General features: G+C 68.4%; 25 protein-coding genes and 1 tRNA gene. 8 read left to right on the forward strand and 18 right to left on the reverse strand.

Annotated elements, in window-relative coordinates; all coding sequences use genetic code 11:
- Positions 1-29: 29 nt before the first annotated feature.
- A complete protein-coding gene (locus tag DK368_RS09265) occupies positions 30-758 on the forward strand; it encodes a PRC-barrel domain-containing protein (protein ID WP_114393656.1) in 729 nt (242 codons plus the stop codon).
- 107 nt (positions 759-865) lie between these two features.
- Here the strand turns inward: DK368_RS09265 and ppdK are convergent, their stop codons facing one another.
- The 7 genes from ppdK to DK368_RS09300 all read right to left on the reverse strand — a co-directional run bounded on the left by ppdK (position 866) and on the right by DK368_RS09300 (position 9,433).
- Positions 866-3,547 (reverse strand): pyruvate, phosphate dikinase, encoded by a 2,682-nt coding sequence (gene ppdK / locus DK368_RS09270; protein WP_114393657.1) that lies wholly within the window; start codon positions 3,545-3,547, stop codon positions 866-868.
- 371 nt (positions 3,548-3,918) lie between these two features.
- On the reverse strand, positions 3,919-6,045 hold the full coding sequence (gene glyS, locus DK368_RS09275; RefSeq protein WP_114393658.1) for a glycine--tRNA ligase subunit beta: 2,127 nt from the start codon (positions 6,043-6,045) through the stop codon (positions 3,919-3,921).
- A gap of 161 nt (positions 6,046-6,206) precedes the next feature.
- A complete protein-coding gene (locus DK368_RS09280) occupies positions 6,207-7,112 on the reverse strand; it encodes a glycine--tRNA ligase subunit alpha (protein ID WP_114393659.1) in 906 nt (301 codons plus the stop codon).
- Positions 7,113-7,251: 139 nt separating this feature from the next.
- Positions 7,252-7,500: a hypothetical protein gene (locus tag DK368_RS09285; protein WP_114393660.1), complete on the reverse strand. Its 249-nt coding sequence runs from the start codon at positions 7,498-7,500 to the stop codon at positions 7,252-7,254.
- A gap of 81 nt (positions 7,501-7,581) precedes the next feature.
- Positions 7,582-8,436, reverse strand: coding sequence for a S49 family peptidase (locus tag DK368_RS09290; RefSeq protein WP_240002414.1), 855 nt, complete (start codon positions 8,434-8,436; stop codon positions 7,582-7,584).
- Positions 8,437-8,445: 9 nt separating this feature from the next.
- Positions 8,446-9,234: a tRNA1(Val) (adenine(37)-N6)-methyltransferase gene (locus DK368_RS09295; RefSeq protein ID WP_114393662.1), complete on the reverse strand. Its 789-nt coding sequence runs from the start codon at positions 9,232-9,234 to the stop codon at positions 8,446-8,448.
- On the reverse strand, positions 9,221-9,433 hold the full coding sequence (locus tag DK368_RS09300; protein WP_114393663.1) for a putative signal transducing protein: 213 nt from the start codon (positions 9,431-9,433) through the stop codon (positions 9,221-9,223). The genes DK368_RS09295 and DK368_RS09300 overlap by 14 nt, the downstream gene beginning before the upstream one ends.
- Before the next feature lie 149 nt (positions 9,434-9,582).
- Between DK368_RS09300 and DK368_RS09305 the strand changes: the two genes are divergently transcribed.
- From DK368_RS09305 to DK368_RS09325, 5 genes are all read left to right on the forward strand, one after another.
- Entirely contained in the window at positions 9,583-10,605 is a 1,023-nt protein-coding gene (locus DK368_RS09305) for a polyprenyl synthetase family protein (protein WP_114393664.1), read from the forward strand.
- Positions 10,606-10,748: 143 nt separating this feature from the next.
- A tRNA-Pro gene (locus tag DK368_RS09310) sits at positions 10,749-10,825 on the forward strand.
- Positions 10,826-10,947: 122 nt separating this feature from the next.
- Positions 10,948-11,544: a tyrosine phosphatase family protein gene (locus DK368_RS09315; RefSeq protein ID WP_240002415.1), complete on the forward strand. Its 597-nt coding sequence runs from the start codon at positions 10,948-10,950 to the stop codon at positions 11,542-11,544.
- Between the two features lie 57 nt (positions 11,545-11,601).
- The gene (locus DK368_RS09320; RefSeq protein ID WP_114393665.1) at positions 11,602-12,666 is read left to right on the forward strand and encodes an ADP-heptose--LPS heptosyltransferase; all 1,065 of its coding nucleotides are present in this window, start codon (positions 11,602-11,604) and stop codon (positions 12,664-12,666) included.
- A 66-nt stretch (positions 12,667-12,732) separates the two neighbouring features.
- Positions 12,733-13,731 (forward strand): zinc-dependent alcohol dehydrogenase family protein, encoded by a 999-nt coding sequence (locus DK368_RS09325; protein WP_420818895.1) that lies wholly within the window; start codon positions 12,733-12,735, stop codon positions 13,729-13,731.
- A 180-nt stretch (positions 13,732-13,911) separates the two neighbouring features.
- Here DK368_RS09325 and DK368_RS09330 read toward each other — a convergent pair whose 3' ends face one another.
- From DK368_RS09330 to DK368_RS09340, 3 genes are all read right to left on the reverse strand, one after another.
- Complete coding sequence (locus DK368_RS09330; RefSeq protein WP_114393666.1) at positions 13,912-14,262, reverse strand: tetratricopeptide repeat protein; 351 nt, start codon at positions 14,260-14,262, stop codon at positions 13,912-13,914.
- A 312-nt stretch (positions 14,263-14,574) separates the two neighbouring features.
- Positions 14,575-15,738, reverse strand: coding sequence for a GNAT family N-acetyltransferase (locus DK368_RS09335; protein ID WP_114393667.1), 1,164 nt, complete (start codon positions 15,736-15,738; stop codon positions 14,575-14,577).
- A gap of 105 nt (positions 15,739-15,843) precedes the next feature.
- Positions 15,844-16,311, reverse strand: coding sequence for a RidA family protein (locus DK368_RS09340; protein ID WP_114393756.1), 468 nt, complete (start codon positions 16,309-16,311; stop codon positions 15,844-15,846).
- Positions 16,312-16,507: 196 nt separating this feature from the next.
- On the opposite strand from DK368_RS09340, the gene DK368_RS09345 reads away from it, so the two are divergent.
- Complete coding sequence (locus DK368_RS09345) at positions 16,508-17,206, forward strand: Crp/Fnr family transcriptional regulator (protein WP_114393668.1); 699 nt, start codon at positions 16,508-16,510, stop codon at positions 17,204-17,206.
- A 252-nt stretch (positions 17,207-17,458) separates the two neighbouring features.
- Here DK368_RS09345 and fliN read toward each other — a convergent pair whose 3' ends face one another.
- Entirely contained in the window at positions 17,459-17,779 is a 321-nt protein-coding gene (gene fliN, locus DK368_RS09350) for a flagellar motor switch protein FliN (RefSeq protein WP_162305949.1), read from the reverse strand.
- 255 nt (positions 17,780-18,034) lie between these two features.
- Between fliN and DK368_RS21350 the strand changes: the two genes are divergently transcribed.
- Complete coding sequence (locus DK368_RS21350) at positions 18,035-18,679, forward strand: XRE family transcriptional regulator (protein ID WP_155524532.1); 645 nt, start codon at positions 18,035-18,037, stop codon at positions 18,677-18,679.
- Here DK368_RS21350 and recD2 read toward each other — a convergent pair.
- From recD2 to DK368_RS09385, 7 genes are all read right to left on the reverse strand, one after another.
- The gene (recD2, locus tag DK368_RS09355) at positions 18,565-20,937 is read right to left on the reverse strand and encodes an SF1B family DNA helicase RecD2 (protein ID WP_114393670.1); all 2,373 of its coding nucleotides are present in this window, start codon (positions 20,935-20,937) and stop codon (positions 18,565-18,567) included. The two genes, DK368_RS21350 and recD2, sit on opposite strands and share 115 nt — an antisense overlap.
- A gap of 4 nt (positions 20,938-20,941) precedes the next feature.
- Positions 20,942-21,292: a hypothetical protein gene (locus DK368_RS09360; RefSeq protein ID WP_114393671.1), complete on the reverse strand. Its 351-nt coding sequence runs from the start codon at positions 21,290-21,292 to the stop codon at positions 20,942-20,944.
- A 139-nt stretch (positions 21,293-21,431) separates the two neighbouring features.
- The gene (locus DK368_RS09365; protein WP_114393672.1) at positions 21,432-21,941 is read right to left on the reverse strand and encodes a mismatch-specific DNA-glycosylase; all 510 of its coding nucleotides are present in this window, start codon (positions 21,939-21,941) and stop codon (positions 21,432-21,434) included.
- A gap of 99 nt (positions 21,942-22,040) precedes the next feature.
- Entirely contained in the window at positions 22,041-22,226 is a 186-nt protein-coding gene (locus DK368_RS09370) for a hypothetical protein (protein WP_114393673.1), read from the reverse strand.
- 40 nt (positions 22,227-22,266) lie between these two features.
- Complete coding sequence (ccoS, locus tag DK368_RS09375) at positions 22,267-22,440, reverse strand: cbb3-type cytochrome oxidase assembly protein CcoS (protein WP_114393674.1); 174 nt, start codon at positions 22,438-22,440, stop codon at positions 22,267-22,269.
- Complete coding sequence (locus DK368_RS09380) at positions 22,437-24,839, reverse strand: heavy metal translocating P-type ATPase (protein WP_114393675.1); 2,403 nt, start codon at positions 24,837-24,839, stop codon at positions 22,437-22,439. Before DK368_RS09380 ends, ccoS begins: the two co-directional genes overlap by 4 nt.
- Entirely contained in the window at positions 24,836-25,315 is a 480-nt protein-coding gene (locus tag DK368_RS09385; RefSeq protein WP_240002416.1) for a FixH family protein, read from the reverse strand. Before DK368_RS09385 ends, DK368_RS09380 begins: the two co-directional genes overlap by 4 nt.
- Positions 25,316-25,324 lie beyond the last annotated feature (9 nt).

A 25,324-nucleotide genomic window follows, 5' to 3' on the forward strand; every position in this document is an offset into this window, starting at 1 on the left:
CCTCTGCCACGGACAAAGGAGAAATCGACATGCGCAAGCACCTGATCGGAGCGGCGTCGGCTTTCGCCCTGACCATGACCGGGGCCGCCTTCGCCCAGGACAGCAGCCAGACGACACCTTCCGGCCCGACGGGAAGTGTCAGCAGTCAGACCTCACCGTCACCCGCTGCCAACTCCACCTCAGCCCGCACGCAGGACAACAGCGCCACCGGCAGCATGGCCGGCGGCTCGGCGTCGCACACAGCCTCGACCGGCACGGACCGCACCACGGCCGAGAAGCTCATTGGCAAGACCGTGGTCGGGGCCAACAATGAGGAGATCGGCGAGATCTCCGACGTGGTCCTGGACCCGCAATCCGGCCAGGCCCGGCAGCTGGTGATCTCCAGCGGCGGGTTCCTGGGGCTGGGGGACAAGACCGTGGCCGTGGATTTCCAGCAGGCCCAGATCAGCCCGGGTGCCGACGATGTGCGCATCCAGAGCCTGACCCAGCAGCAGATCCAGGCCATGCAGGAGTTCGAGTATGACGACAGCACCGTGTCGCTGAACCGCAATTCCGGCGATACGGCAGGCACCTCCATGGGCCGCACCGGCACAACATCGGGCACGGGCTCCGGCACCGGCTCGACTGCCACCGGCGGCAGCGACTCCGCCGGCACGGGCCGCACGGAATCCCATGGCAGCAGCATGGGGACGACCAGCAGCACCGGCTCGACCGGCGGCAGCAGCAGCTCGACCGGCAGCGCGGGCGGCGGCCAGTAACCTTGTTCCCATGGCGCCGGCGGCATCAGCCGGCCGGCACGGCAAAAGGAAAGGCCCCCGCGGGATCCCGCGGGGGCCTTTTTCATGCGACCGGACGGACCCGGCGATCAGGCCTCGCTGACGGCCTGTTCCCCCAGGATGGCGGCCTGGGCGGCGGCCAGACGGGCGATCGGCACGCGGTAGGGCGAGCAGGACACGTAATCCAGCCCCACCTTCTCGCAGAAATAGATCGACGACGGATCGCCGCCATGCTCGCCGCAGATGCCGAGCTTGATGCCGCCGCGGGTCGCACGGCCACGCTCGGCAGCGATCTTCACCAGCTCGCCCACACCCTCGGTATCGAGCGTGACGAACGGGTCATGCTCGAAGATGCCGGCCCGCTGATAGTCCGGCAGGAAGCTGCCGGCATCGTCGCGGCTGATGCCGAAGGTGGTCTGGGTCAGGTCGTTGGTGCCGAAGCTGAAGAACTGCGCGGTTTCGGCGATCTTGCCGGCCTGCAGCGCGGCGCGCGGCAGTTCGATCATGGTGCCGACGAGGTAATCGATCTTGTGGTTGGAGGCGGTGATGACCTCCTGCGCCACGCGGTCGATCACCGCCTTCAGGATGTCCAGCTCCTTCTTGGTGCCGGCCAGGGGGATCATGATCTCCGGCGTCACCGTCTCGCCGGTCTCCTTGAAGACCTGGACCGCGGCCTCGAAGATGGCGCGGGCCTGCATCTCGTAGATTTCCGGGAAGGAGATGCCCAGACGGCAGCCGCGATGGCCCAGCATCGGGTTGGCCTCGTGCAGCTGGATGGCGCGGTGCTGCACCTTCTGCACATCGGTCCCGGCGGCGCGGGCCACCTCCTCGATCTCCGCTTCCGAGTTCGGCAGGAACTCGTGCAGCGGCGGGTCCAGCAGGCGGATGGTGACCGGCAGGCCCTTCATGATCTTGAACAGCTCGACGAAGTCCTGGCACTGCATCGGCGCGATCTTGGCCAGGGCGGCGCGGCGGCCGGCCTCGGTATCGGCCAGGATCATCTCGCGCACGGCGACGATGCGGTCGGCATCGAAGAACATGTGCTCGGTGCGGCAGAGACCGATGCCCTCGCAGCCGAACTTGCGGGCGGTGCGGGCATCCAGCGGGGTTTCGGCGTTGGTGCGCACCGTCATGCGGCGCAGACTGTCGGCCCAGCCCATCAGCTCGGCGAAATCGCCGCTCAGCTCCGGCTGCAGCGTCGGCACCTCACCCAGGATGACCTCGCCGGTGGAGCCGTCGATGGTGATGATGTCGCCGGCCTTCACCTCGCCGCTGCGGGTCAGGATGAAGCCGCGCTTGTAGTCGATGCGCAGTTCACCGGCACCGGCAACGCAGGCGCGGCCCATGCCGCGGGCCACCACGGCGGCGTGGCTGGTCATGCCGCCGCGGGTGGTGAGGATGCCGCGGGCGGCGTGCATGCCGTGGATGTCCTCCGGCGAGGTCTCCACACGGCAGAGGATGACGCTTTCCCCCTGCCCGGCCATGCGCTCGGCCTCCTCGGCGGAGAAGACGACCTTGCCGGAGGCGGCGCCGGGGCTGGCCGGCAGGCCCTTGGCGATGATCTGCTTCTTGGCCTTGGGGTCCAGGGTCGGGTGCAGCAGCTGGTCGAGCGACTTCGGCTCGATGCGCAGCACGCCTTCCTTCTGGGTGATCAGCCCCTCGCGCACCATGTCCACGGCGATCTTCAGGGCCGCCGGGGCCGTGCGCTTGCCGGTGCGGGTCTGCAGCATGTAGAGCTTGGACTGCTGCACCGTGAACTCGATGTCCTGCATGTCGCGGTAATGCCGCTCAAGCTTCAGGCGCACCGCGTCCAGCTGCTTGAACACCTCCGGCATGCTCTCTTCCATGGCCGGCAGCGTGGAGCCGTTGGCCAGCTTGCCGGCGATGGTGAGGTGCTGCGGCGTGCGGATACCCGCCACCACGTCTTCGCCCTGGGCGTTGATCAGATATTCGCCATAGAAGGCGTTCTCGCCCGTGGAGGGGTTGCGGGTGAAGGCCACGCCGGTGGCGCAGTCATCGCCCATATTGCCGAACACCATGGCCTGGACGTTGACGGCGGTGCCCCATTCGGCCGGGATCTCGTGCAGCTTGCGATAGGTGATGGCGCGCTGGTTCATCCAGCTGCCGAACACGGCGCCGATGGCGCCCCACAGCTGTTCCTGCGGGTCCTGCGGGAAGGGATGGCCCAGTTCCTGCTGCACCACGTCCTTGTAGCCGACGATGACGGACTGCCAGTCCTCGGCCGTCAGTTCGGTGTCGAGGGTGAGGTCGCGGTCGCGCTTGACCTGCTCCAGCACCTCCTCGAAATGGTGGTGGTCGACGCCCAGCACCACATTGCCGAACATCTGGATGAAGCGGCGGTAGCTGTCATAGGCGAAACGGGCATCGCCCGAGCGCTTGGCCAGACCCTGCACCGTGACGTCGTTGAGGCCCAGGTTCAGGACCGTGTCCATCATGCCCGGCATGGAGGCGCGGGCACCGGAGCGCACCGAGACCAGCAGCGGGTTGGCGGCATCGCCGAACACCGTGCCGACGATCCGCTCGATCTGCGCCAGGGCTGCCGCGACCTCGTCGCGCAACGTGCCCGGATATTCCCGGCCGTTGGCGTAGAAGTAGGTGCAGACCTCTGTCGTGATCGTGAAGCCCGGAGGCACGGGCAGGCCGAGATTGCTCATCTCCGCCAGATTGGCGCCCTTGCCGCCGAGCAGGTTCTTCATGTCCGCCCGGCCTTCGGCCTTGCCTTCACCGAAGCTGTAGACCCACTTCGTCATGGTGCTGGTCCCGTCTCAAGGTTTGAGGCTGAAAGTGTACGCATCGACAGCGAGGTGCAACACGGTGCAACCGTTTTTGCGCCATGCCGCACATGTCGCACCTCCAACCCGCCGCCCCTCCGTTCGGGAGGGAGGGCAAGAAGATCGTAAGGGGTAGCAAGGACAACGGTCAATAATCTGACCATCGTTGCTAAATCGAACCATTGTCCGCGAAGGGTAATGGCGATTTCCGGCAGAAAAACGCAAGAGCCGTGCGGCACCGGCAAGCAAGTTACCGTTACCAACGCTCCCGCCCGTAATTCCGCTACAAACGCGACCAACCCCATCCCCCGGTCGGGGGATGGGGCGGCGGCGGAGCGTCATGGCGGGGATCAGCCCTCGATGCGGGAGAAGTCGGCCACGCGGTTCAGCGTGGTTCGGATTCGCGACAGCAGTCGCAACCGGTTGGCGCGCAGATCGGCCTCGGGCGCATTGACCGTGACCTTGTCGAAGAAGGCATCGACCGGAACCCGCAGCGCCGACAGCACCCGCATGGCCCCGGCGAAATCCTCCGCCGCCAGCAACGGCTCGATCCCGGCGGTGGCGTCGTTCAGGGCGCCCAGCAGCGACTGTTCCTCCGGCAGGGCCATCTGGCGGAGATCGACGGCCTGCTCGGCATAGGAGACGCCGTCTTTCTTCTCCTCGATGCGCAGGATGTTGGCGGCCCGCTTGTAGGCCGTCAGCAGGTTGGCGCCATCCTCCGACGCGACAAAGCCGGCCAGCGCATCGACCCGCTTCAACAGCAGCACCAGATCGTCCTGCCCCCCCAGCCCGAACACGGCGTCGATCAGGTCGTGCCGGACGCCCTTTTCCTTCAACGCCACCTTCAGCCGGTCAGCGAAGAACGCGAGAAGCTCCTGCCCCACGGACGGTGCGGCGCCGGCTGCGGCGAAGACATCCAGCAACGTCAGCCGCAGCCCGTTCTCCACGATCAGGCGGATGACGCCCAGGGCGGCCCGGCGCAGGGCGAAGGGGTCGCGGCTGCCGGTGGGCTTCTCGTCGATACCGAAGAAGGCCACCAACGTGTCGATCTTGTCGGCCAGGGCGACGGCGACGGCCACCCGGTCGGCTGGCAGGCGGTCGCTGGGTCCCAGCGGCTTGTAATGGTCGGCGATGGCCGTGACCACGGCGTCGGGCTGGCCCTGGGCGCGGGCGATATAGCCGCCCAGGATGCCCTGCACCTCCGGGAACTCGCCCACCACGCCGGTGACCAGATCGGCCTTGCACAGCCGGGCGGCGGTGCGGACCTGATCGGTGGTCGCGGCGTCGTCGCCGAGGATGCGGGCGATCTCCACCGCCAGCGCCTCGATGCGCTCCACCCGCTGGAGCATGGTGCCGAGCTTCTCGTGGAAGGTGATCGCGCCCAGGGCCGCGCGGCGATCGGCCAGCGGCGTGGCCAGATCCTGATCCCAGAAGAACTTGGCGTCGGACAGGCGGGCGCGCAGGACGCGTTCATTGCCGGCCACGACAGCCTTGCCGCCATCGGCCGTGGTCCGGTTGGCGACGACGACGAAGCGCGGCGCCAGCGCGCCGTCCGCCGTCTGCAGGGCGAAGTAGCGCTGGTGCGTGCGCATGGAGGTGGTCAGCACCTCGGCCGGCACATCCATGAACTCGTCGTCGATGGTGCCGGTCAGCACGACAGGCCATTCCACCAGCCCGACCACCTCGTCCAGCAGGCCCGGATCATCCTTCAGCACGAAGCCCTGGGCCGTTGCCGCCTTCTGCGCGCCGTCCAGGATCAGGCGCTTGCGCTCCTCACGGTCGAGGACGACGAAGGCCTGGCGCAGGGCCGTCTTGTACTGGTCGAAAGAGGTGACGGTGATGGCGTCGGGGGCCAGGAAGCGATGGCCGTGGGTGGTGTCACCATAGGGCAGCGTGACGGATGTCACCTCCCCGGCCAGACAGGTATTGCCCTCGCTGGCTTCCGGCGCCGGCTCGGCCGTGCGCAGGGTCAGGGCGCCGGGAACGACCTTTCCGTCGAACAGGGCGACGATGCCGTGCAGCGGCCGCACCCAGCGGAACTGGTTGGCGCCCCAGCGCATGGATTTCGGCCAGGGCAGTTCGCGGATGGCGGCGTCGATGAGGGCCGGCAGAGCATCGGCGGTGTTGCCGCCCGGCTTCTCCGTCACAGCGAAATAGAACACACCCTTGCCGGTGTCGCGCTGCTCCGCCTGATCGATGCTGGCAAGACCCGATGCCTTGAGGAAGCCCTGCAGCGCCTGTTCGGGCGAACCCACGCGCGGCCCCTTGCGCTCCTCCCGCACATCGGCCTGCCGCGTGGGCAGCCCCTGCACCGCCAGGGCGATGCGGCGGGGCGTGGTATGGACCTCCCCCCGGGCGAAATGGATGCCGGCACCGGTCAGCTTGTCCTCAACCAGACGCTTGAACTCCTCCCCGGCACGCACCTGCATGCGGGCGGGGATCTCTTCCATGAACAGTTCGATGAAAAGCTCGGCCATGGGGCGGGTGGTCCGGTCAGGAAAGCGGAAAATGGGGAGCGACAGGCAGGGCGCGAGCATAGCCGGGCACAGACAGGGAAAACAGGGCGCCGGCGGCGCCACCTTGATCCCGGACTGTGTTCCTGCGTGTCATGGGGCGAGGTCCTGTGGCGGGCGGGCGGTCAGGCCGCCCGCTCCTTGCGGAAACGGTCGGCCAGCCAGGCCTCGCAACAGGCCTTGGCCAGGGTGCGGACACGCAGGATGTAGCTCTGCCGCTCGACCACGCTGATGACGCCGCGCGCATCCAGCAGGTTGAACAGATGGCTGGCCTTGATGCACTGGTCGTAGGCCGGCTGGGCCAGCCCCCGTGACAGCAGCGCCTGGCATTCGGCCTCGGCATCCTGGAAGTGCCGCAGCAGGGTGTCGGTGTTGGCGAATTCGAAATTGTGGGCGCTGTATTCCACCTCGGCCCGGTGGAACACCTCGCCATAGGTCTTCGGCGCCCGCGAGGTCGGGTCGTTGTAGGGCAGATCGTAGACGTTGTTGACGTCCAGGATGTACATGGCCAGCCGTTCCAGCCCGTAGGTCAGCTCGGCCGACACCGGGTTGCACTCGATGCCGCCCACCTGCTGGAAATAGGTGAACTGGCTGACCTCCATGCCGTCGCACCAGACCTCCCAGCCCAGGCCCCAGGCGCCCAGGGTCGGGCTTTCCCAGTCATCCTCGACGAAGCGGATGTCGTGCAGGGCGGGATCGATCCCCAGCGCCACCAGCGACTGCAGATACAGGTCCTGGATGTTGGCCGGCGACGGCTTCATGATGACCTGGAACTGGTAGTAATGCTGCAGCCGGTTGGGATTCTCGCCATAGCGGCCGTCCTTGGGCCGGCGCGAGGGCTGCACATAGCAGGCGTTCCAGCTGTCCGGCCCCAGCGCGCGCAGCGTGGTCGCGGGATGGAAGGTGCCGGCGCCGACCTCCATGTCATAGGGCTGCATGACAAGGCATCCCTGCTCCGCCCAGAAGCGCTGGAGAGTCAGGATCAAACCCTGGAAGCTGAGGGGCTTCCCGCCCGTGCCGGTTTCAGCCATGCCCGCTGCCGTTCCCGCTGACTTTTGTCGTTTTGTTGCAGTGCGGGGCACCTTAGTCGGGCGCATGGGCGGAATCAAGGCAGGCGGGTGCCCGTGCCGCAGTCACCCTCCTGCGCAGGAAACGCAGGCCAGGCCTGGATCAGCGCCGGGGACAGCCCGGCGTGCCGCATTTGCGGGCGTCGGCTGCGACGTAAACGCCGCAGCCCGGACATTTCACCATCTCCTCGGCCGCGACAGCGGTGCGCCCGCTGCGGTCGCTGGTGGCGCTGCGTCCGGCTGAAGCCGCCATCTCGCGGCGACGGGCGTCGCGCCGCTGCACCGTCCGCCAGACGGTCCAGACGATATAGAGGACAAGGGCCAGGAGCAGAAGTTTGGGCAGTGACAGCATGAGTCCCAAGATGGCGATGCGCGCGTCCGGCGCAAGCGGTAATCCGACAGACACGATGTGACGGGCGTGTCCGTCCCGTCCTCACAGCCCGTACCGGGCCCAGAGCGCCCGCTGCTCGGCCGCGGCGACCAGCCCCGCGGCCGCCCCGGTGGCGAGATCGGCCGCCGGCAGGGCGGCCCCGGCCATGCCCAGGCGGCGGGCCAGCCAGGGCTTGCGCTCCTCGACCAGCCGGAAGCGGACCGTGTCGCCGAAGCGGGCGCGCAGGGTGGCGCGCAGGTCGCCCAGGGAATCAACCAGCCCCAGCCCCAGGCCGCGGCTGCCGGTCCAGAACTCGCCGGTGAACAGCGTATCGTCGTCCGCCTTGAGACGGGGACCGCGGCGGGCCTTGACCCAGGCGATGAAACTGGCGTGGATTTCCAGCTGCAGCGCCTTCAGCCGTTCCACATCCTCGGACTTTTCCGGCTGGAACGGGTCGAGCATGGCCTTGTTGCGGCCGGCCGTGTAGACGCGCCGCTCCACCCCGATGCGGGCAAGGAGGTCCTGGAAACCGAATCCCTGGGAGACCACGCCGATGGAACCGACGATGGAGGCGGGGTCGGCGATGATCTCGTCGGCGGCGCAGGCCAGCCAATAGCCGCCGGAGGCCGCCACATCCTCGACGAAGGCCAGCACCGGCAGCTTCTTTTCGTCCGCCAGTTGCCGGATACGGTTCCCGATCAGCGCCGACTGCACCGGGCTGCCGCCCGGCGAGTTGATGACCAGGGCCACGGCCTGCTGGTCCTTGGGCGCGAAGGCGCGCTCGATGGACTCGGCTGTTGCCTCCAGGGTCAGCCCACCGCGCATCGGGCCGATGGCACCGATGACACCGGACAGGCGCAGAACGGAAACGACGGGCGGGGTGGCGAGGCCAAGGGCCCTGCGCAGGCGGACGAGCATGGACATGGCCTATAGTTTGGGTGTGCCGGTGCCCAGATCCAGGGGGGCGGCATCACGCAGCACGGCATCGGCATCGGCCGTATAACGCCCGTCCGCCGCGTGCAGCACCAGCCCCGGCAGCAGACGGGTCGGCCCGCGGCCATCGCGCACGGCCTGGACAAGCAGGCGCCTGGCCGGCTGACCCGCCCGCGGCCAGAGCGGGAACAGGCCGATATCGCCGAAGCGGCCGGCCAGCAGCGCCATCAGCCGATCCAGCCTGTCCACCGGATAGACCACCGACAGGGTGCCGCGGCTGCGCAGGGCCCGCAGGGCCGCCTGCACCCAGGCGGCCAGATCCGCCGCCCCTTCGCCATGGCTGACGGCCTTATGGCCACTGGGCGACGCCGTGTGACGGCCGGCGGGATAGTAGGGCGGATTCATCAGGACGCGGTGGAACCCGTTGGCCGCTACCGCCGCCGGTGGCGCGGTCAGGTCCCCCTCGACCACCGTCAGCACCAGACCGGACAGGGCAGCGCTCTGCCGGGCCAGATCCGCGGCGGCCGCCTGCAGCTCCAGCCCGGTGAGATCGAGGCCGGACACGCGGGCCGCCAGGCAAAGGGCGGCGGCGCCAGTGCCGCAGCCGAGTTCCAGCACCCGCTCCCCCGGCTGCGCCGGCACCGCGGCGGCCAGCAGCACCGGGTCGATGGCGGCACGGTAGCCCTGGCGCGGTTGCAACAGGCGCACACGCCCGCCGAGCAGTCCCGTCTCCTCCACCATCCCTGCCGCAGGCAATGGGCCCGGAGCCTCACCCTCCGACATGGCCGATATCCCGCAGCACGGCGCGGGCCGCCTCCCAATCCTCGTCCGCAACCATCAGGCGGCGTGGAATGGCGCCGATACTACCCTCAAGAATCGACATATGTGTGTCCAGTACCAGCGTTTCGATTCCCGCATCGCTCAGCATCGCCTGCAGGAAAGACAGCTCCACCGGGTCATTGGTCCGCACCAAATCCTTCATGGTTTCTCCATCGCCCGCCCGGATTATGGCAGAAATGAAGCGGCGGCGCTTGACCGCAGGGGCTTCGGCAGTATGCTCCCGAACCGGCGGTCGGTCGTCAATCCGAACGCTGATATAATCTTGTATTTGCCGTGTGCAGGAGCGCGCCGTTGGCTACCGTGACCCCCCTCGACCCGAAGCGCCGCAAGGGCGGCACGGATGCGCTCGACGCCCTGATCGCTCTGGTCGATGACGACCTGAAGCAGGTCAACGACATCATCATCAAGCGGATGCACTCACCGGTCGCTCTGATCCCGCAACTGGCCGGCTATATCGTCGCCAGCGGCGGCAAGCGCCTGCGCCCGGTGCTGACGCTGGCAGCGGCCAAACTCTGCGGCTACCAGGGCGAGCGCCACCGGCCGCTGGCCGCCTGCGTGGAGTTCATCCACACCGCCACGCTGCTGCATGACGATGTGGTCGACGAAAGCGACCTGCGCCGCGGCCAGGCCAGCGCCAACGCCGTGTTCGGCAATAAATCGTCGGTGCTGGTCGGCGATTTCCTGTTCGCCCGCGCCTTCCAGGTGATGACCGAGGACGGCTCGCTGGAGGTGCTGCGCATCCTCTCCAACGCGTCGGCCGTGATTTCCGAGGGTGAGGTGTTGCAGCTGACCACCAGCAACGACACCGAGACCAGCGAAGAGGCCTATCTGGAGGTCATCAAGGCCAAGACGGCGGAGCTGTTCGCCGCCGCCTGCCGCATCGGCGCCGTGGTGGCCAGCGCCTCCACCGCCGAGGTCGAGGCCCTGCGCAGCTACGGCCTCAATCTGGGCATCGCCTTCCAGCTGGTGGACGATGTGCTGGACTATTCTGCCGTGCAGGCCCGGCTGGGTAAGACCATCGGCGACGATTTCCGCGAAGGCAAGATCACCCTGCCCATCGTCCTGGCCTTCCGCCGCGGCACCGATGAGGAACGCGCCTTCTGGCGCCGGACCATGGAGGACATGGAGCAGCAGGAGGGCGATCTGGAACGGGCCATCAGCCTGATGCAGAGCCACAACGCGCTGCGCGACAGCGTGGAACGCGCCCGCCATTACGGTGCCGTCGCCCGCGACGCGCTGGGCCTGTTCCCGGCCAGCCCGATGAAGCGCGCCCTGCTGGACGTCATCGATTTCGTCGTCGATCGCGACTTCTGAGCCGGCACGACGAGGCATCGAAAAAAAGTTTAACGGAATGCTTGCAGCCCGGCGCGGAGGGCGTTATATACCCCGCCACCCCGGACGGCCGGACGAAACGGCGGCGACGCCAAAGCGACGGAACGGACGGGACGCCAGGATGACGGAGTGTAGCTTAGCCTGGTAAAGCGCCTGCTTCGGGAGCAGGAGAGCGGAGGTTCGAATCCTCTCACTCCGACCAGTTGGAAAAGGGCCGTTCTTCGGAACGGCCCTTTTTCTTTGTCCCCGCCGGGCCGACCGACCATGTTATGTCTCTGCCGTGGGCGCCCCCTCGCCTATCCGCAGCCCTAGGGACGTACAACCGTGACCCGATCCACCCTGGTTCCCTTCCGCATCACCGTCTGCGGAATCGAGGAGTTGCATGGCCATTGCGAGGCCGGTGTCAGCCATGTGCTGTCAATCCTGGACCCGGGCCGCGACCTGCCCCCCGCCTTCGGCAGCTATGGCGAGCATGTGCGGCTGGACCTGCGCTTCGACGACATCATCGAGGAGATGCCGGAAAAGGCCGCTCCCCAGCTTCAGCATGTGGAATCCGTATTGGCCTTTGGCCGCGAGCTGGCCGCGGAGGCCGATGCGGGGGCGCATCTGCTGGTTCATTGCCATATGGGCGTCTCCCGCTCCACCGCCTGCATGGCGCTGATCCTGGCCCAGACCTGCCCGGAGCGGCCGGCCGCGGAGATCCTGGCCGAAGTGGTCCGCATCCGCCCCATCGCCTGGCCCAACCTGCGCATCCTGGAGATCGGGGACCGGCTGCTGGGCCGCGGCGGCGATCTGGTGGAGGCCCTGCGGCCGGTCTACCGCGCCTCGGTCGACCGGCCCATGCGCCCCGGCGAGCCGGATTGGCCCACCGCCCTGGAGCGTTGGGGCCGCGGGCGCGAGATCCGGCATATGCGCGGCTGAGGAACCGCCCTGCCCCGTCGCCGTTCCCGCACGGACGGCACAGGCGGGAGCACAGGCATGGGCGTGACGCACGCGGGGGAGCGGACCGAGCCTGCCTGGGCGGATGCGCTGACACAGGCGCTGGCCGCCTTCGACCGGCGCCGGATCGCCACCGCCGCCCGCCTGTTCCGGCAGGCAGAGACACGGGGATTGCCCCCGCTGACCGCGGTGGAGCCGCGCTGGATCACCGCCATGCTGCTGGGCCGCTATGAGCGGGCCTGGTGCCTGTCCGACGCCGTGCTGGCCAGCCGGGCCGGGGACGACTTCAACCGGCCCTGGACGCCCTATCACACCCGCTGTGTCTGGGACGGCGCGCCGCTGGCCGGCCGGCGCGTGCTGGTGCGCTGCTATCACGGGCTGGGCGACAGCATCCAGTTCCTGCGCTATGCCAAGCCGCTGGCTGCGTTGGGCTGCACCGTGCTGTTGGAAATCCAGCCGGCGCTGATGGACCTGGCCCGGACCTGTCCCGGCGTCGCCACCGTCGTGGCACTGGGTGACGCCGATGCGGCCCTGTCCTGGGATGTGCAGGTGGAGAGCATGGAACTGCCCCATGCGCTGCGGACCACGCACCGGACGGTGCCGGACTGCGTTCCCTATCTGGCCGTGGATCTGCCCCGGCACCGGGCCGCCGGCAGGCCGCGGGTCGGGCTGATCTGGCAGGCCGGCGGTTGGGATGAACGCCGGTCGCTGGCCCTGGCTGATCTCGCCCCGCTGCTGGCGTTGCGGAGGCATGTGGATCTGCTGGCGCTGCAACCGGAGCAGGACCCGGCATGGCTGGCGGCCATGGGCCTTGAGGATGCCAGCACGCCCGCGCTGGACGGATTGGCCCATGTCCTTGCCGGGCTGGACCTGCTGGTGACGGTCGACACCATGGCCGCCCATCTGGGCGGGGCCATGGCCGTGCCGACCCTGGTGCTGCTGCACCACGCCGCCGACTGGCGCTGGGGCGCCCGCGGCCACCGCACGCCCTGGTATCCCGGTATGATCCTGTTGCGGCAGCCGCGGCCCGGTGCCTGGACACCGGTGGTGGCAGCGGCATTCGACTGCGTGGCCGCCCGGGCCGGAATCGGCAGGCCGGCCTGACCTGTGTCAAGGCTCCCCCGGCCATCCGGGATGACACTGGGCTGTCGGCGGGGATGGAGGGCCATCATGTCTGCCACGATGCAGGCCATGGTGCTGGATCAGCCGGGCCAAGCGCTGCATCTGCGCACGCTTCCGGTGCCGGACCCCGGTCCGGGGGAGCTGAGAGTCCGGGTGGCGGCCTGTGGGGTCTGCCGCACGGACCTGCATGTGGTCGATGGCGACCTGCCCGATCCGGCGCTGCCGGTAATTCCCGGTCACGAGATTGTCGGCCGGGTGGACGCGCTGGGGCCGGGGGTGGGGGGATTCGCCCCCGGCCAGCGTGTCGGCATCCCCTGGCTGGCCTGGACCTGCGGACACTGCCGCATGTGTCAGGCGGGTCAGGAGAATCTGTGCGAACACGCCCGCTTCCATGGCTATACCCGGCCCGGCGGCTATGCCGAGGCCGTGGTGGCCGACGCCCGGTATTGCTTCCCCATTCCGGACGGCTACAGCGATGTCGAGGCCGCCCCCCTGCTCTGCGCCGGGTTGATCGGCTATCGCGCCCTGCGGTTCGCCGGTGAGGCCCAGCGGCTGGGTCTCTACGGGTTCGGCGCCGCCGCCCATATCCTCGCCCAGGTGGCCCGGCATCAGGGACGCACGGTCTATGGTTTCGTTCGGCCGGGCGATGTGGCAGCGGCCCGCTTCGCCCTTGACCTGGGCGCCGCCTGGGTCGGCGGGTCCGACGAGATGCCACCGGAGCCGCTGGATGCGGCCATCCTGTTCGCCCCCGTCGGCGCGCTGGTGCCGGCTGCCCTGCGCGCCGTGCGTCCCGGCGGCCGCGTGGTCTGTGCCGGCATCCATATGAGCGACATTCCCGCCTTCCCCTATGACATCCTGTGGCGGGAGAAGAGCGTGGTCAGCGTCGCCAACCTGACACGCCAGGACGGGATCGCCTTCATGGAGATCGCCGCGCGCCTGCGGATTGAGACCAAGGTCAGCCGCTATCCCCTGAGCGAAGCCAATGCGGCCCTGTCCGCGTTGCGCCGGGGACAGGTGAACGGAGCCGCCGTCCTGGTGCCTTTCTGACCCGCGCCAACCGGGGAACAAGGCTGTCGCGCAAAAATAAACGCCCGCCTGCCGGACGGGGCCGACAGGCGGGCGCAGATCAGAGATGAAATGGGAGCCGGCCCGGGGGCCGGCTCCACAATTCCAGACACCCGATCCGAAACAGCCGGCCGAAGAGACCGGGGCTTCGGCCGGTTGTGCTTAGAGGCCCGCCAAGCTGCGCTTGGCCAGATCGGCCAGCGTGGTGCCCGCGCCCTTGTTGCCGTCGGTGGTGGCGCCGACGACATCCTGCGGGTTCAGGCGAACGACCTTCTCGTAATTCGCCTTGGCCTCGGCAACACGGCCGGTGTTCTGATAGATCACACCGAGGTTGAACAAGGCCCAGGGATCGTTCGGGTTCTTCTTCAGCATCTCGCCATACAGCGGTTCGGCCGTGGCATAGTCCTTGGCGCTCAGCGCAGCATAGGCGCGCTCGGGCGTCTTATCGGCAAACATGGAGCAAGCCGAGGTCAGCCCGCAGACAGCGGCAACCATCAACAGTTTGAGACGCATGGATTCCCCCGCTCTGGTAGAAAATCAAAGCAAACTGATTGTTCTGATACACTACCCAAATGGGACTTTCAACAAGGACAGATGCTTAACGGGGCACCCCCTCTTTTATCACAGATACCACGATGAGAACGCCGCCCCATGTGGAGACGACGGCACGGTCAGTGAAAATACGATCAGACCAAGAACAACATTAACCTGTTTACAATGCATTGACGCGACCGACAGCGACCGGTCAGGTGCCGTGATCCATCGCCGTCACCGACCATGCCGGAAACAACCGGCACAGGGCGGCGTCAGGTGTCGGCATTACGATCAGGTGTCCGCATTACGATATGGACTCTCCGCAGCCAGCGCCGCCATGTCCTGGGCCAGGGCGGCCCGTTCCCGATCCAGCACATCGGCAACAGCGCGGCGCAGACCGGGATGCACGATGTAGTGCAGGCTGTGGGTTTCCACCGGCAGGTAGCCGCGTTGGACTTTGTGATGTCCCTGGGCGCCGGCCTCGACCCGCTTCAGGCCACGGGCGATGGCGAACTCGATGGCCCGGTAATAGCAGGCCTCGAAATGCAGGAAGGGATAGTCGCCGGCGCTCCCCCAGTTGCGGCCATAGAGGGTGTCGGACCCGATCAGATTCAGCGCCCCACCCACCCAGCGCCCACCGTCCCGGGCCATGACCAGCAGAACCTTGTCCGCCATCTCCTCCCCCAAACCCGTGAAAAAGCGGGAGGTCAGATAAGGCGCGCCCCATTTACGGTCGCTGGTGGCGGTGTAAAGGCGGTAGAAGGCCTGCCAATGCTCGGACGTCAGTGCCTTTCCGGTCAGGCTCAGCACCTCCACACCGCTGGCGGCAACGGCCTGCCGTTCCTTGCGCACTGCCTTGCGCTTGCGCGAACTCAGCGCCTCCAGGAAATCGTCGAAACCAGTATAGCCGCGATTCTCCCAATGGAACTGCACACCGGTCCGGTGCAGCCAGCCGGCCCGGGTGAAGGGAGCAGTCTGGTCGGGGCCGGGAAAGGTCACATGAGCCGACGACAGGTCATTGTCGCGGGTGATCCGCATCAGGGCCGCCACCATGGCGTCGGCCAGTCCGGCCGGCGCCTGCGGATGCAGCAACAGGCGCGGCCCCGGCACCGGGGTGAAGGGCACTGCCACCTGAAGCTTGGGATAATAGCGCCCGCCGGCCCGTTCGAAGGCATCGGCCCAGCCATGGTCGAAGACATATTCGCCATAGCTGTGGACCTTCACATAGAGCGGCATGGCGCCAATCAGGCGCCCGCCCGCATCCTCCGCCAGCAGATGCTGCGGCTGCCATCCAGTGCCGACGCCGACCGACCCGCTCTGCTCCAACAGGCGCAGGAAGCCATGGCTGACAAAAGGATTGTCCGGACCGGCGCAGGCGTCCCAGGCGTCGGCCGGGACATCGGCGATGGCAGAGATAAGGCGCAATTGCACGGCAGGGGCGGCGGGGTCGGTCATTCCGGAGTCCGCAGGGGAAAGAGCCTCTCCGCATGTAGGCCGCTGCCGGGCGGTGGCAAGGCGGGCGGAACGCTCGATCAAGACCCGCCGCCACGCCGCAGACGGTCAGACCACCTCGAAGATGGCCTCGACCTCGACCGCCACCCCCAATGGCAGGCTGCCGGCACTGACCGCCGAGCGGGCATGCCGGCCGGCATCGCCGAACACGGCCTGCATCAGTTCAGAGGCGCCATTGACGACCTTGGGCTGATCGGTGAATTCCGGCGTGCTGTTGACGAAGCCGACCAGTTTGACCACACGGACCACACGGTCCAGGTCACCGTCCAGCGCCGCCTTGGCCTGGGCCAGGATGTTCAGGGCGCACAGCCGCGCCGCCTCCTGCCCCTGCTCCACCGTCAACCCGGCGCCAAGCTTGCCCAGATGGCGCAGCTCACCATTCCACAGGGTGATCTGGCCCGAGGTGAACAGCAGGTTGCCCGTGCGCACCACCGGCACATAGGCCGCCACCGGTGCCGCCGCCTGTGGCAATTCGAGTCCCAGATCGCGCAGACGTGCTTCGATCCGACCAGCCATCACACCCTCCATCTTGTTTTCCGTGGTTCTGCCTGTGGCGGCAGGGACCATAGCCGCACGGACGGAGGGATGCAAAACCCGCGGTCATTCCGCGCGGAGCAGGGCGGCGACCGGGCCGCCCTCACCCAAGCGTTTGCTCCCGGTCGGCGCAGCCTGTATCGTGGCGCCAAATCCTCCCCGTTCCATGGTCCTTCCCTTGTCCGAGACGCCCCAAGCCAGCCTCGACCGCATCACCCTTCTCCAGGCGCTGGCGCCGGAGGAACGGGCGAACATCGCGCGCCAGTGCAAATGGCGCCATTTCCATCCGGGCGAGCAGATCATCGACCGCTCGTCCGACAGCCGGGATGTCTGCCTGATCGTCGAGGGCCGGGTGCAGGTGGTGAACTATTCCCTGTCGGGCCGCGAGATCACCTTCGACGATGTGGACGCCGGCGGCTATCTGGGAGAGTTGTCGGCCATCGACGGCGCCCCCCGTTCGGCCTCCGTCATCGCCACCACCGAGACGCTGGTGGCCTTCATGTCGCCCCGCCTGTTCCAGGAAACGGTGACCAGCCACCCCGACATCACCTGGGCGGTGATGAAGCGGCTGGCCAGCATCGTGCGCTCCGCCACCGGCCGGATCATGGATCTCTCCACCCTGGGCGCCAACAACCGGGTCCATGCCGAGTTGCTGCGGCTGGCCAAGGCCGGCCTGAAGCCGGACAACCGGGCGGAAATCATCCCCGTTCCGATTCACAGCGATATCGCCAGCCGTGTCAGCACCACCCGCGAAACCGTGGCGCGGGTCATGTCCGATCTGGCCCGCGACGGGTTGGTGGAGCGGCAGGGCAATAGCCTGTTGATCCTTGACTATCAACGGCTTGAAGAAATGGTCGAGGATGTGCGTGGCGACTGAGCGTCCGCCCAGCCCCTGCCCGTCGCCGCGTCCGTCGGAGCACCGAATCCGGAGAGGTCCTATCCAACTGTGTGCTGGGGGCAACACATATTTTTATCTTTGAAAGGGCGCATCGCGGGTCTATATAAGGATGACTTGACCGTGGCAGATACGACACGGTCAAGCCTTTAACCTCCTTATGAGGCTCCCTTCATCTCTGCCGGCTGCTCTGCAGCCGGTCTTTTTTTGTCCAGCGGATGGAAAACACCGGCCTCACGAGCCGCCGCTGCGGGCGAATTCGCGGAAGGTCACGGCGATCTTGTCCTCGACGATGGTCACCTCGCCGCGCCCGACCTGACGGCCGGAAACGATGATGTCGGACAGATCGTCGATCTTGCGGTCCAGTTCGACGATGGCGCCACGGCCCAGCTTCAGCAGGTCGCGCACGCGGATATTGGAGGTGCCGAGCACGACACTGACCTCGACCTCGGTGTCGTAGACGGCGGAGATCTCCATCTGCTCCGGCTTGAGCTTGGCCGGCTGCGCCGCGCCCATCTCCCCGAACATCGCGTCGATATCGTCCTGGTCCGCCATTGCCATCCCTTTCCGGCCGGGGGCCGCATGACGGCCCCATGCCCGCCTTATAGCATGGGACACCATGCTGCTGGCGGGCATTTATGGGGCGGCCGGCACGGACCGATGCGCGGACAACCGTTCCCGCAGAACCGGTGTCAGCTGCGAACAGGCAGTTCCCCCCAGGTTCCACAGCCGGAATTCGCGATGGGAACTTGCGATTCCGCATCGGGCCCGCCAGTGTCCGCCACCGGAACCGATGGGAATGGGGACGGCGTGGACAGGGTCCGCAGTGCCTTGCTGGCATGGATGACAGGGGTGCTGGACGAGCGCGACTGGACCGCGGCCGCCTGGGCGCGGGCAGCCGACGTCACCCCCACCAATCTGACCCGCTTCCTCAAGGATCCCGGCACGGCCAGCCTGCCGAGCGCCGAGACCATCGGCAGGCTGGCCATCGCCGCCGGGCGTGAACCGCGCTTCCTTGATCCCGTGCCGGCTTCCATCGCCCCGGCCCGGCCCGGTCTCCCGCTGCTGCTGCCGGAGCAGGCGCGCCAGTTGCTGCAACAGACGGACCTGGAGGTGCCCGCCTTCCTCGACCAGGCGCGCCGGTCCGGCACGCCCTGTCTGCAGCCCGACCCGGCCGCCACGGCGCGCACCTTCGCCATGCGCATCACCTCGCTGCACATGAATGCCGGCGGCTGGATGCCGGGCGATTGCGTGGTGCTGGAGCCGGTCGACCGGAACAGTTTGCGCCGCGGGGACGCCATCGTGGTCCTGGCGGGCGATCAAGTCTGCGGTTTTCGCTGTCATCCGCCCCTGTTGGTGCCGGCCAGCACGGATTCCGCCTGCAGCCCGCTGCCGTTGGACGAGGCTGTCATCGTCGGCCTCGCGATCCGGCTGCTGCGCGACCTCCGCATCTGACCCTGTGCCTCACGCAGACGCAGGGCCAGGGTGCTGCGCCGCGGTCGGATGCTCCCGTTGGGATGGGGGGCGTTGGTGATGGCGAGATCCAGGGCCTGACGGTCCCCGACCAGAACAACCAGGCGCCGCCCACGGGTGATCCCGGTATAGAGCAGCGCCCGCTGCAGCATCGGCCGATGCTGCAGGGTCAATGGAATGATGACAGCCGGGAATTCCAATCCCTGGGCCTTGTGAATGCTGCTGGCATAGGCCAGCACCAGCCGGTCGAGTTCAGCGTCGGCATAGCGCAGCGTGCCATCATCGAACGCCACCTCGATCGCCCGCTGCGGCACATCGACGGCCACCACCGTGCCGATATCGCCGTTATAGACGGCCCGCTCATGGTCGTTTTCGACCTGCATGACCTTGTCGCCGACGCCGAACTGCCAGGGGCCACGGGCGACCCGTGGTCCGGTCGGCGGGTTCAGAGCCTGCTGCAATGCCAGATTCAAGGCACGGGTACCGAGACTGCCCTTGTTCATGGGACAGAGCACCTGGATGTCGCGCCGTGGATCAAGACCGAAGCGGCCGGGGATGCGCTCTTTCACCATCTCCAGGATGCGGGCCAGGGTCACATCGGCGGAGCGGGTTTCCAGCATATAGAAATCGCTGTCGGCACCGGGCGGCACCGTGTCCGGCCTCTGCCCGTTCCTGATGCGATGGGCGGCAGCGACGATGCGGCTGGCCGCCGCCTGCCGGAACACCTCACGCAGCCGCACCACCGGCACGGCCGCCGACGTGATGAGATCGGCCAGCACCTGCCCCGGCCCGACCGACGGCAACTGGTCGGCATCCCCCACCAGCAGCAGGCCGGCCCGCGCGGGCAAGGCATCCAGCACGGCCGCCAGCAGCCGGACATCCAGCATCGATGCCTCATCCAGCACCAGAAGATCGACATCGAGCGGCCGCTCCGGACCGCGACGGAACGCGCCCTCCGGCCCCACCTCCAGCAGCCGATGCACGGTGGAGGCATCGTGACCCGTGGCCTGCTGCAGGCGCTTGGCCGACCGGCCGGTCGGTGCCGCCAGGGCAATGCGCAGTCCCTGCGCCGCCAGTACCCGCACCACCGCCGTCACCAGCACGGTTTTGCCCACGCCCGGCCCGCCGGTGAGGATGGAGAGCTTGCTGGCGAGAATGGTGGTGAGGGCGGCTGCCTGAGCCGGCGCCAGGACCAGACCCGTCTCCGCCGCCAGCCGGTCCAGGATGGCCGCAATAGCGGGAGAACAGGCAACCGGCCCCTCCGCCGGCCCGTTGTCCCGTGCGGCGGGATCGGCGTGCAACAGGGAATACCAGGGCGGCGTGCCACAGGCCTGTTCCACCAGCCGCCGCGCCATCGTCCGCTCCAGACCGTGCAGTCCGGCGGGAAAGACGCAGGCCTCCCCCGCCACCGTCTCACGCACGATCTGGCCGGCCGCGCTCGCCGCGGTCAGGACCCGGGCCAGCTTCGGTGTCTCCACCGCCAGGAGCATGGCCGCCCGGTCCAACAGATCGGTCTCGGCCAGACCGCACTGGCCCTCGTCCGCCGCCAGATCCAGCACATGGCGCAGCCCCGCTTCCAGCCGCACCGGGGCATCGGCCGGCAGTCCCAGGGCGCGGGCCAGCGCATCGGCCTGTCCAAAGTGGAACCCCTCCACCTCGGCCGCGGCGCGGTAGGGGTCCCGGCGCAGCAGGTCCAGCGCACCGGCCCCGTAGGTCTGGTGCAGACGCAGGACCCGATCGGTGGCGACGCCGTGGCGGGACAGGAACAGCGTCAGGTCGCGCAGAGTGCGTTGACGTTCCCAGGCCTTCAGGATGCTGTCGGCGCGGGCCGGCCCGATGCCGGCAATCTGGTGCAGACGCCAGGGCTCCTGCTCGATCACGGCCAGCGTCCGGTCACCAAAGGCGTCCACCAGACGGGCGGCATGGATGGGTCCCACCCCCTCCACCAAGCCGGAGCCGAGATAGCGTTCGATGCCGTCGGCGGTGCTGGGTGGGCTGGCGGCGATGGCGGCGGCCCTGAACTGCAATCCGTAGCGCCCGTCCTGGACCCAGGCACCGACGGCCCGCACCCGCTCCCCCGGTTCAATCACGGGGCCATGGACGACCAGGGCCACCGGCTTGCGGTGCCCGCCCGCCTTGACCTTCAACACGGAAAAGCCCGTCTCGGGATTGCGGAACGTGACCCGTTCCACCTGGCCGGTCAGTTCGTAACGGTCGTCGAATCCGGAATCGAACGGCATGCGGTCACTCCGCGGCGATGGGCACCGACAGGACAGGGGCGGGAGCGGTGGAGAGGCACCCGGTCTTGGCCGCCGCCGCATCGGCTGGTCGAGCGACTGCCATCGCGGCGGCGGCAGGCCCCCGGGGCTGGGCGGCGGCAGCCACGGCAGCGGCCCGATCCGCCTGGCGCCGGGCAATCTCCACCGCTGTCAGCACCTCGATATGACGGGCCTTGGCAGCGGCCAGCAGGGCTTCGCCGGCTGCCACCTCGGCCGCATCGGCCACCTGCAGCCATTGCACCAGAGAGCCCCGCGCCAGGGCCTGGGCGATACGGTCGGCCAGGGGACCGCCGGAACTGGTCTTTCCACGCGCCAAAGTCCGCTCTCCATCCGCGGCCGGCCCAGTCGGCACCGGCCAAATGTTCCCTTTATGTTCCAGTATAGCCAGAACACAACAAGAACATCCAGCGCGAATTCCGGGCAGTCTCCGCCGTCTCCCCGGCGGCGGCGGGGACTCAGCCCGGCCGTCCGCCGCGGCGCGCAGCCACAAAGGCGGCAGCCTCGGCCCAGGGTTCCAGTCGGAAGAAGCGCTTGGCCAGCCCGGAGGGGGATGGCAGCACGAACAGCACGCATCCCTCCAGGGTGGCCGGCTGCCGGCCCCAGGCCAGACGGTCCGTGCCGAAGTAGGCCCGGGCCGCGTTCTTGCTGTCGAAGGCGATGGCAGCGGGACGACAGGCCCGCATCTTGGTGATGAAGCCGGCCACGTCGTAGGCCGCGGGCGTGAGATCGTGGTCGCAGCCGAATTCGGTCTTGTTGAGGTCGGTGAGGCCCAGGCCGAACGCAGGAACGGATGCGTAGTCCTCCGGCCGCAACTGGCGCGGCGTCAGCCCGACCTCATGCAGCGTGCGCCAGAAGCGGTTACCGGGATTGGCATAATAGGCGGCGCGGGCCGCCGATATGCGCGACGGCGCCGTGCCACAGAGGACCAGATCCAGGCCGGGACGCAGGATATCGGGCAGGATCATGGGCTGTATCAGGGCTCTGCCGGCTGGCGGATATGAAAACGGCATCCGCCCCGCAAGGGGGGATGCCGTTCGCTCAGGGCCGGCCGATGAACCGGCGCCTTACTCGGCAGCGACGCCGTGATGGCCGTTGGCGCGGGCGATCAGCCAGAAGTTCAGCAGCACGCCGAACAGGAAGAACAGGGCGCCGCCCAGGAAGGCCGCGGGCTCATGGCTGGGCCCGGCAGCCATGAACAGGCCGAGGACCGAAACGATGGCGCCGGCAATGCCAAGCAGGGGAGCACGCATGGGAAACCTCCGGATATGTCAGCAAAAGGGATGGAATGGGTCAGACCCGCGGCGCGGCCGACGGGGGCAAGGGGCGTTCATCGTCGTACAGGATGCGCGTCGCCGCGCCGTCCAGGTCTTCAAACTGGCCGGTGCGCACGGACCAGAGGAAGGCACAGAGTCCAGCACCGCCCAGCAGCAGGGCGATGGGGATCAGGAACAGCAGGGCGGTCATGGCTCCTCTCCGGTCCGGCGCGACAGGCGCAGGGCATTCAGCAGAACGATCAGCGACGAGCTGGACATGGCCACCGCCGCGATCAACGGTGTCGCATGTCCGGTCATGGCGATGGGCACGGCGCAGAGGTTATATAGCAGGGAGAAGCCGAGATTCTCCAGCACCCGACGCTCGGCCTTGCGCGCCACCTCCAGCAGTTCCGCCACCGGCGCCAGCCGGTCGCCCTGGAACACGGCGTCGGCGGCGGTCTGGGCGATGTCCACGGCAGACGCCGGCGAGACGCTGACGTCGGCCGCCGACAGCGCCGCCGCGTCGTTCAGGCCATCGCCCACCATCAGCACATTGGCACCATCGGCCCGCAGCCGGGCCAGGCGGGCGCACTTTCCGGTGGGATCGACCCCGGCATGCCAGGTGTCGATGCCCAGCTCCGTGGCCAGGGCCGCCACCGTGCCCGGCCTGTCGCCCGACAGCAATTCCAGCCGGTAGCCGCGGGCCTTCAGCCGGGCCACAACGGCAGCCGCATCGGTACGCGGCCGGTCGGCGAACAGGAAGCGCACAGGCGCACGGCCGGGCCGGGCCAGCCACAGCTCCGGCCCCTCCCCCACGACCTGCGGACCATCCTCCAGCCCGACGAAACCGCGGCGGCCGAGACGGGCCGGACCGGCCGGCGTATCCAGTTCCAGCCCGCTGCCCGGCACTTCGCGCACGCCCTCCGCCACGGCCCCCGGCCCGGCGGCGCGGGACAGGGCGCGGGATAGCGGGTGCCGGCTGGAGCGGGCCATGCGGGCAGCGAACTCCAGATCCTCGGCCCGCCGCTCCGGATCGGACAGCAGGTCCGGACGGCCCAGGGTCAGCGTGCCGGTCTTGTCGAAGACAATGGTATCGACCTTGGCCAACCGCTCCAGCGCCGTGGCCGATTTCAGCAGCGTGCCCAGGCGCATCAGCCGGTTGCTGGCCACCACCTGCACGGCCGGCACGGCCAGCGCCAGGGCACAGGGGCAGGTGATGATCAGCACGGCGACGGCGATGAACAGCGCCTCCTGCCAGGCCAGACCGATGACAAAGACCCAGGTGAGAAAGGTGCCCAGGGCCAGGCTGTGGACGATGGGCGTATAGTTGCGGGCCACGCGGTCGGCCAGGGCGATGAAACGGGCCCGCCCCTGCTCGGCGGCCTCCATCAGCCGGACGATCTCGGCCAGCAGCGTGCCCTCGCCGCTGGCGGTGACGGTCAGGCGCAGGGGCGCCGCCAGATTGACCATGCCGGCGAAAACCCGGGCACCGGGGTCCACCCGCTGCGGGTCGGTCTCACCGGTGACGATGGAGGTATCGACCTCCGACACACCCTCGGCCACCGTGCCGTCGATGCCGATGCGCTCGCCCATGGCGACCAGGACCGTCATGCCCACCGGCACCGCCGACGGTGCCAGCAGCGTGACGCTGCCGTCGGCCTGCAGCACCGTCACCGGCGTGCGCCCCAGGGCCAGCAGATGTTCCGCGGCGGAGCGGGCGCGGCCACGGGCACGGCTGTCCAGGAACCGCCCGATCAGCAGGAAGAACAGCAGCATGACGGCGCCGTCGAAATAGGCATGCTCACCATGCTGGATGGTCTCCCACAGGCTCATGCTGCTGGCCAGCGTCACGCCCAGCGAGATCGGCACATCCATGTTGCTGCGCCCGGCCCGCAGCGCGGACCAGGCCGAGCGGAAGAAGGGACGCCCGCAATAAAGCACCGTCGGCAGGGCGATCAGTGCCGACAGCCAATGCATCATGGTGCGGGTGGCGTCACCCATGCTGCCGGCATGGCCGGACCAGACGGAGACGCTGAGCAGCATGATGTTCATGGCGGCGAACCCGGCCACCGCCATACAGCGCATCAGCTCCTTCTCCTGGAGCTTCTGCGGGTCGTCGCCGGCCACGGCCTCGAACGGCGCCAGCCGGTAGCCCAGGCGCGTCACCACGGCGGCCAGCCGGTCCGCCAGGCCGCCATCGCCGTTCCAGCGCAGCGTCAGCCGCCGGCTGGTGAGATTGACCCGGGCCGACACCACCTCCGGCTGGCGGGCCAGCGCGGTTTCGATCAGCCAGACGCAGGCGCCGCAGGTCAACCCGTCCACGCGCAGGCGCAGGCAGCGCGTGCCATCCGCCTCCGTCTCGATGCGGTGCTGGAGATCCAGCGGGGCCGCGTCATCCGTCGGCGCCGGCCCGGCAAGGGCATCACGGCGGAGGTAATAGGCGTCGAGACCCAACTCGTGGATGAGGGCATAGGCACCGGCGCAGCCCGGGCAGCAGAAACGCTCTCCCGCCGCGGCCACGGGCTGCCCGCAATGGATGCAGGTTCCGGGACGGGCGGCAGGCGGCGGAACCGGGGCTGGTTCTGTCGTCTGCTGCGCGGCACTGCTCATTTCACGAACAGCCTTTCAACCACCTGATAGGTGTCCTGGTCATGGACGATGGCGGCCCGCAGGTCCCATTGCCCGAGCTTGGGGAACGTCACCGGCGCCACGTAGCGACCTTCACCGGCATAGGTAAAGGTCAGGTTGACATCGTCGATGACCTCCACCGGCCGCTGCAGTTCCGCCTCGATCACCTGCCCTTGCAGCGGGCGTCCATCCTTGTCGCGCACGGTGATCAGGACCCGGCCCGCCCTGTCGGCGCCGGTGATCTCGGCCGACGCCTTCACGGTCCAGCCCAGCGCATCCTGCCGGTGCTGCGCCTGCAGCACCTCGTTGTAGGCGACGCCGCGCTCGTAGGGCTTCGACACGGCAAGGCCGCTCCAGGATTTGATGGCATAGGTGACCATCACGGCATTGACCGCGACGACCACGCCCATGGCGCCGACGAAGACCCAGGGAATCCAGTTGCTCTTACGCTCGGACATGGCCGTCAT

Origin of the sequence: Oleisolibacter albus, from assembly GCF_003336875.1 — a bacterium.
In the GTDB taxonomy this organism is placed as follows: domain Bacteria; phylum Pseudomonadota; class Alphaproteobacteria; order Azospirillales; family Azospirillaceae; genus Niveispirillum; species Niveispirillum album.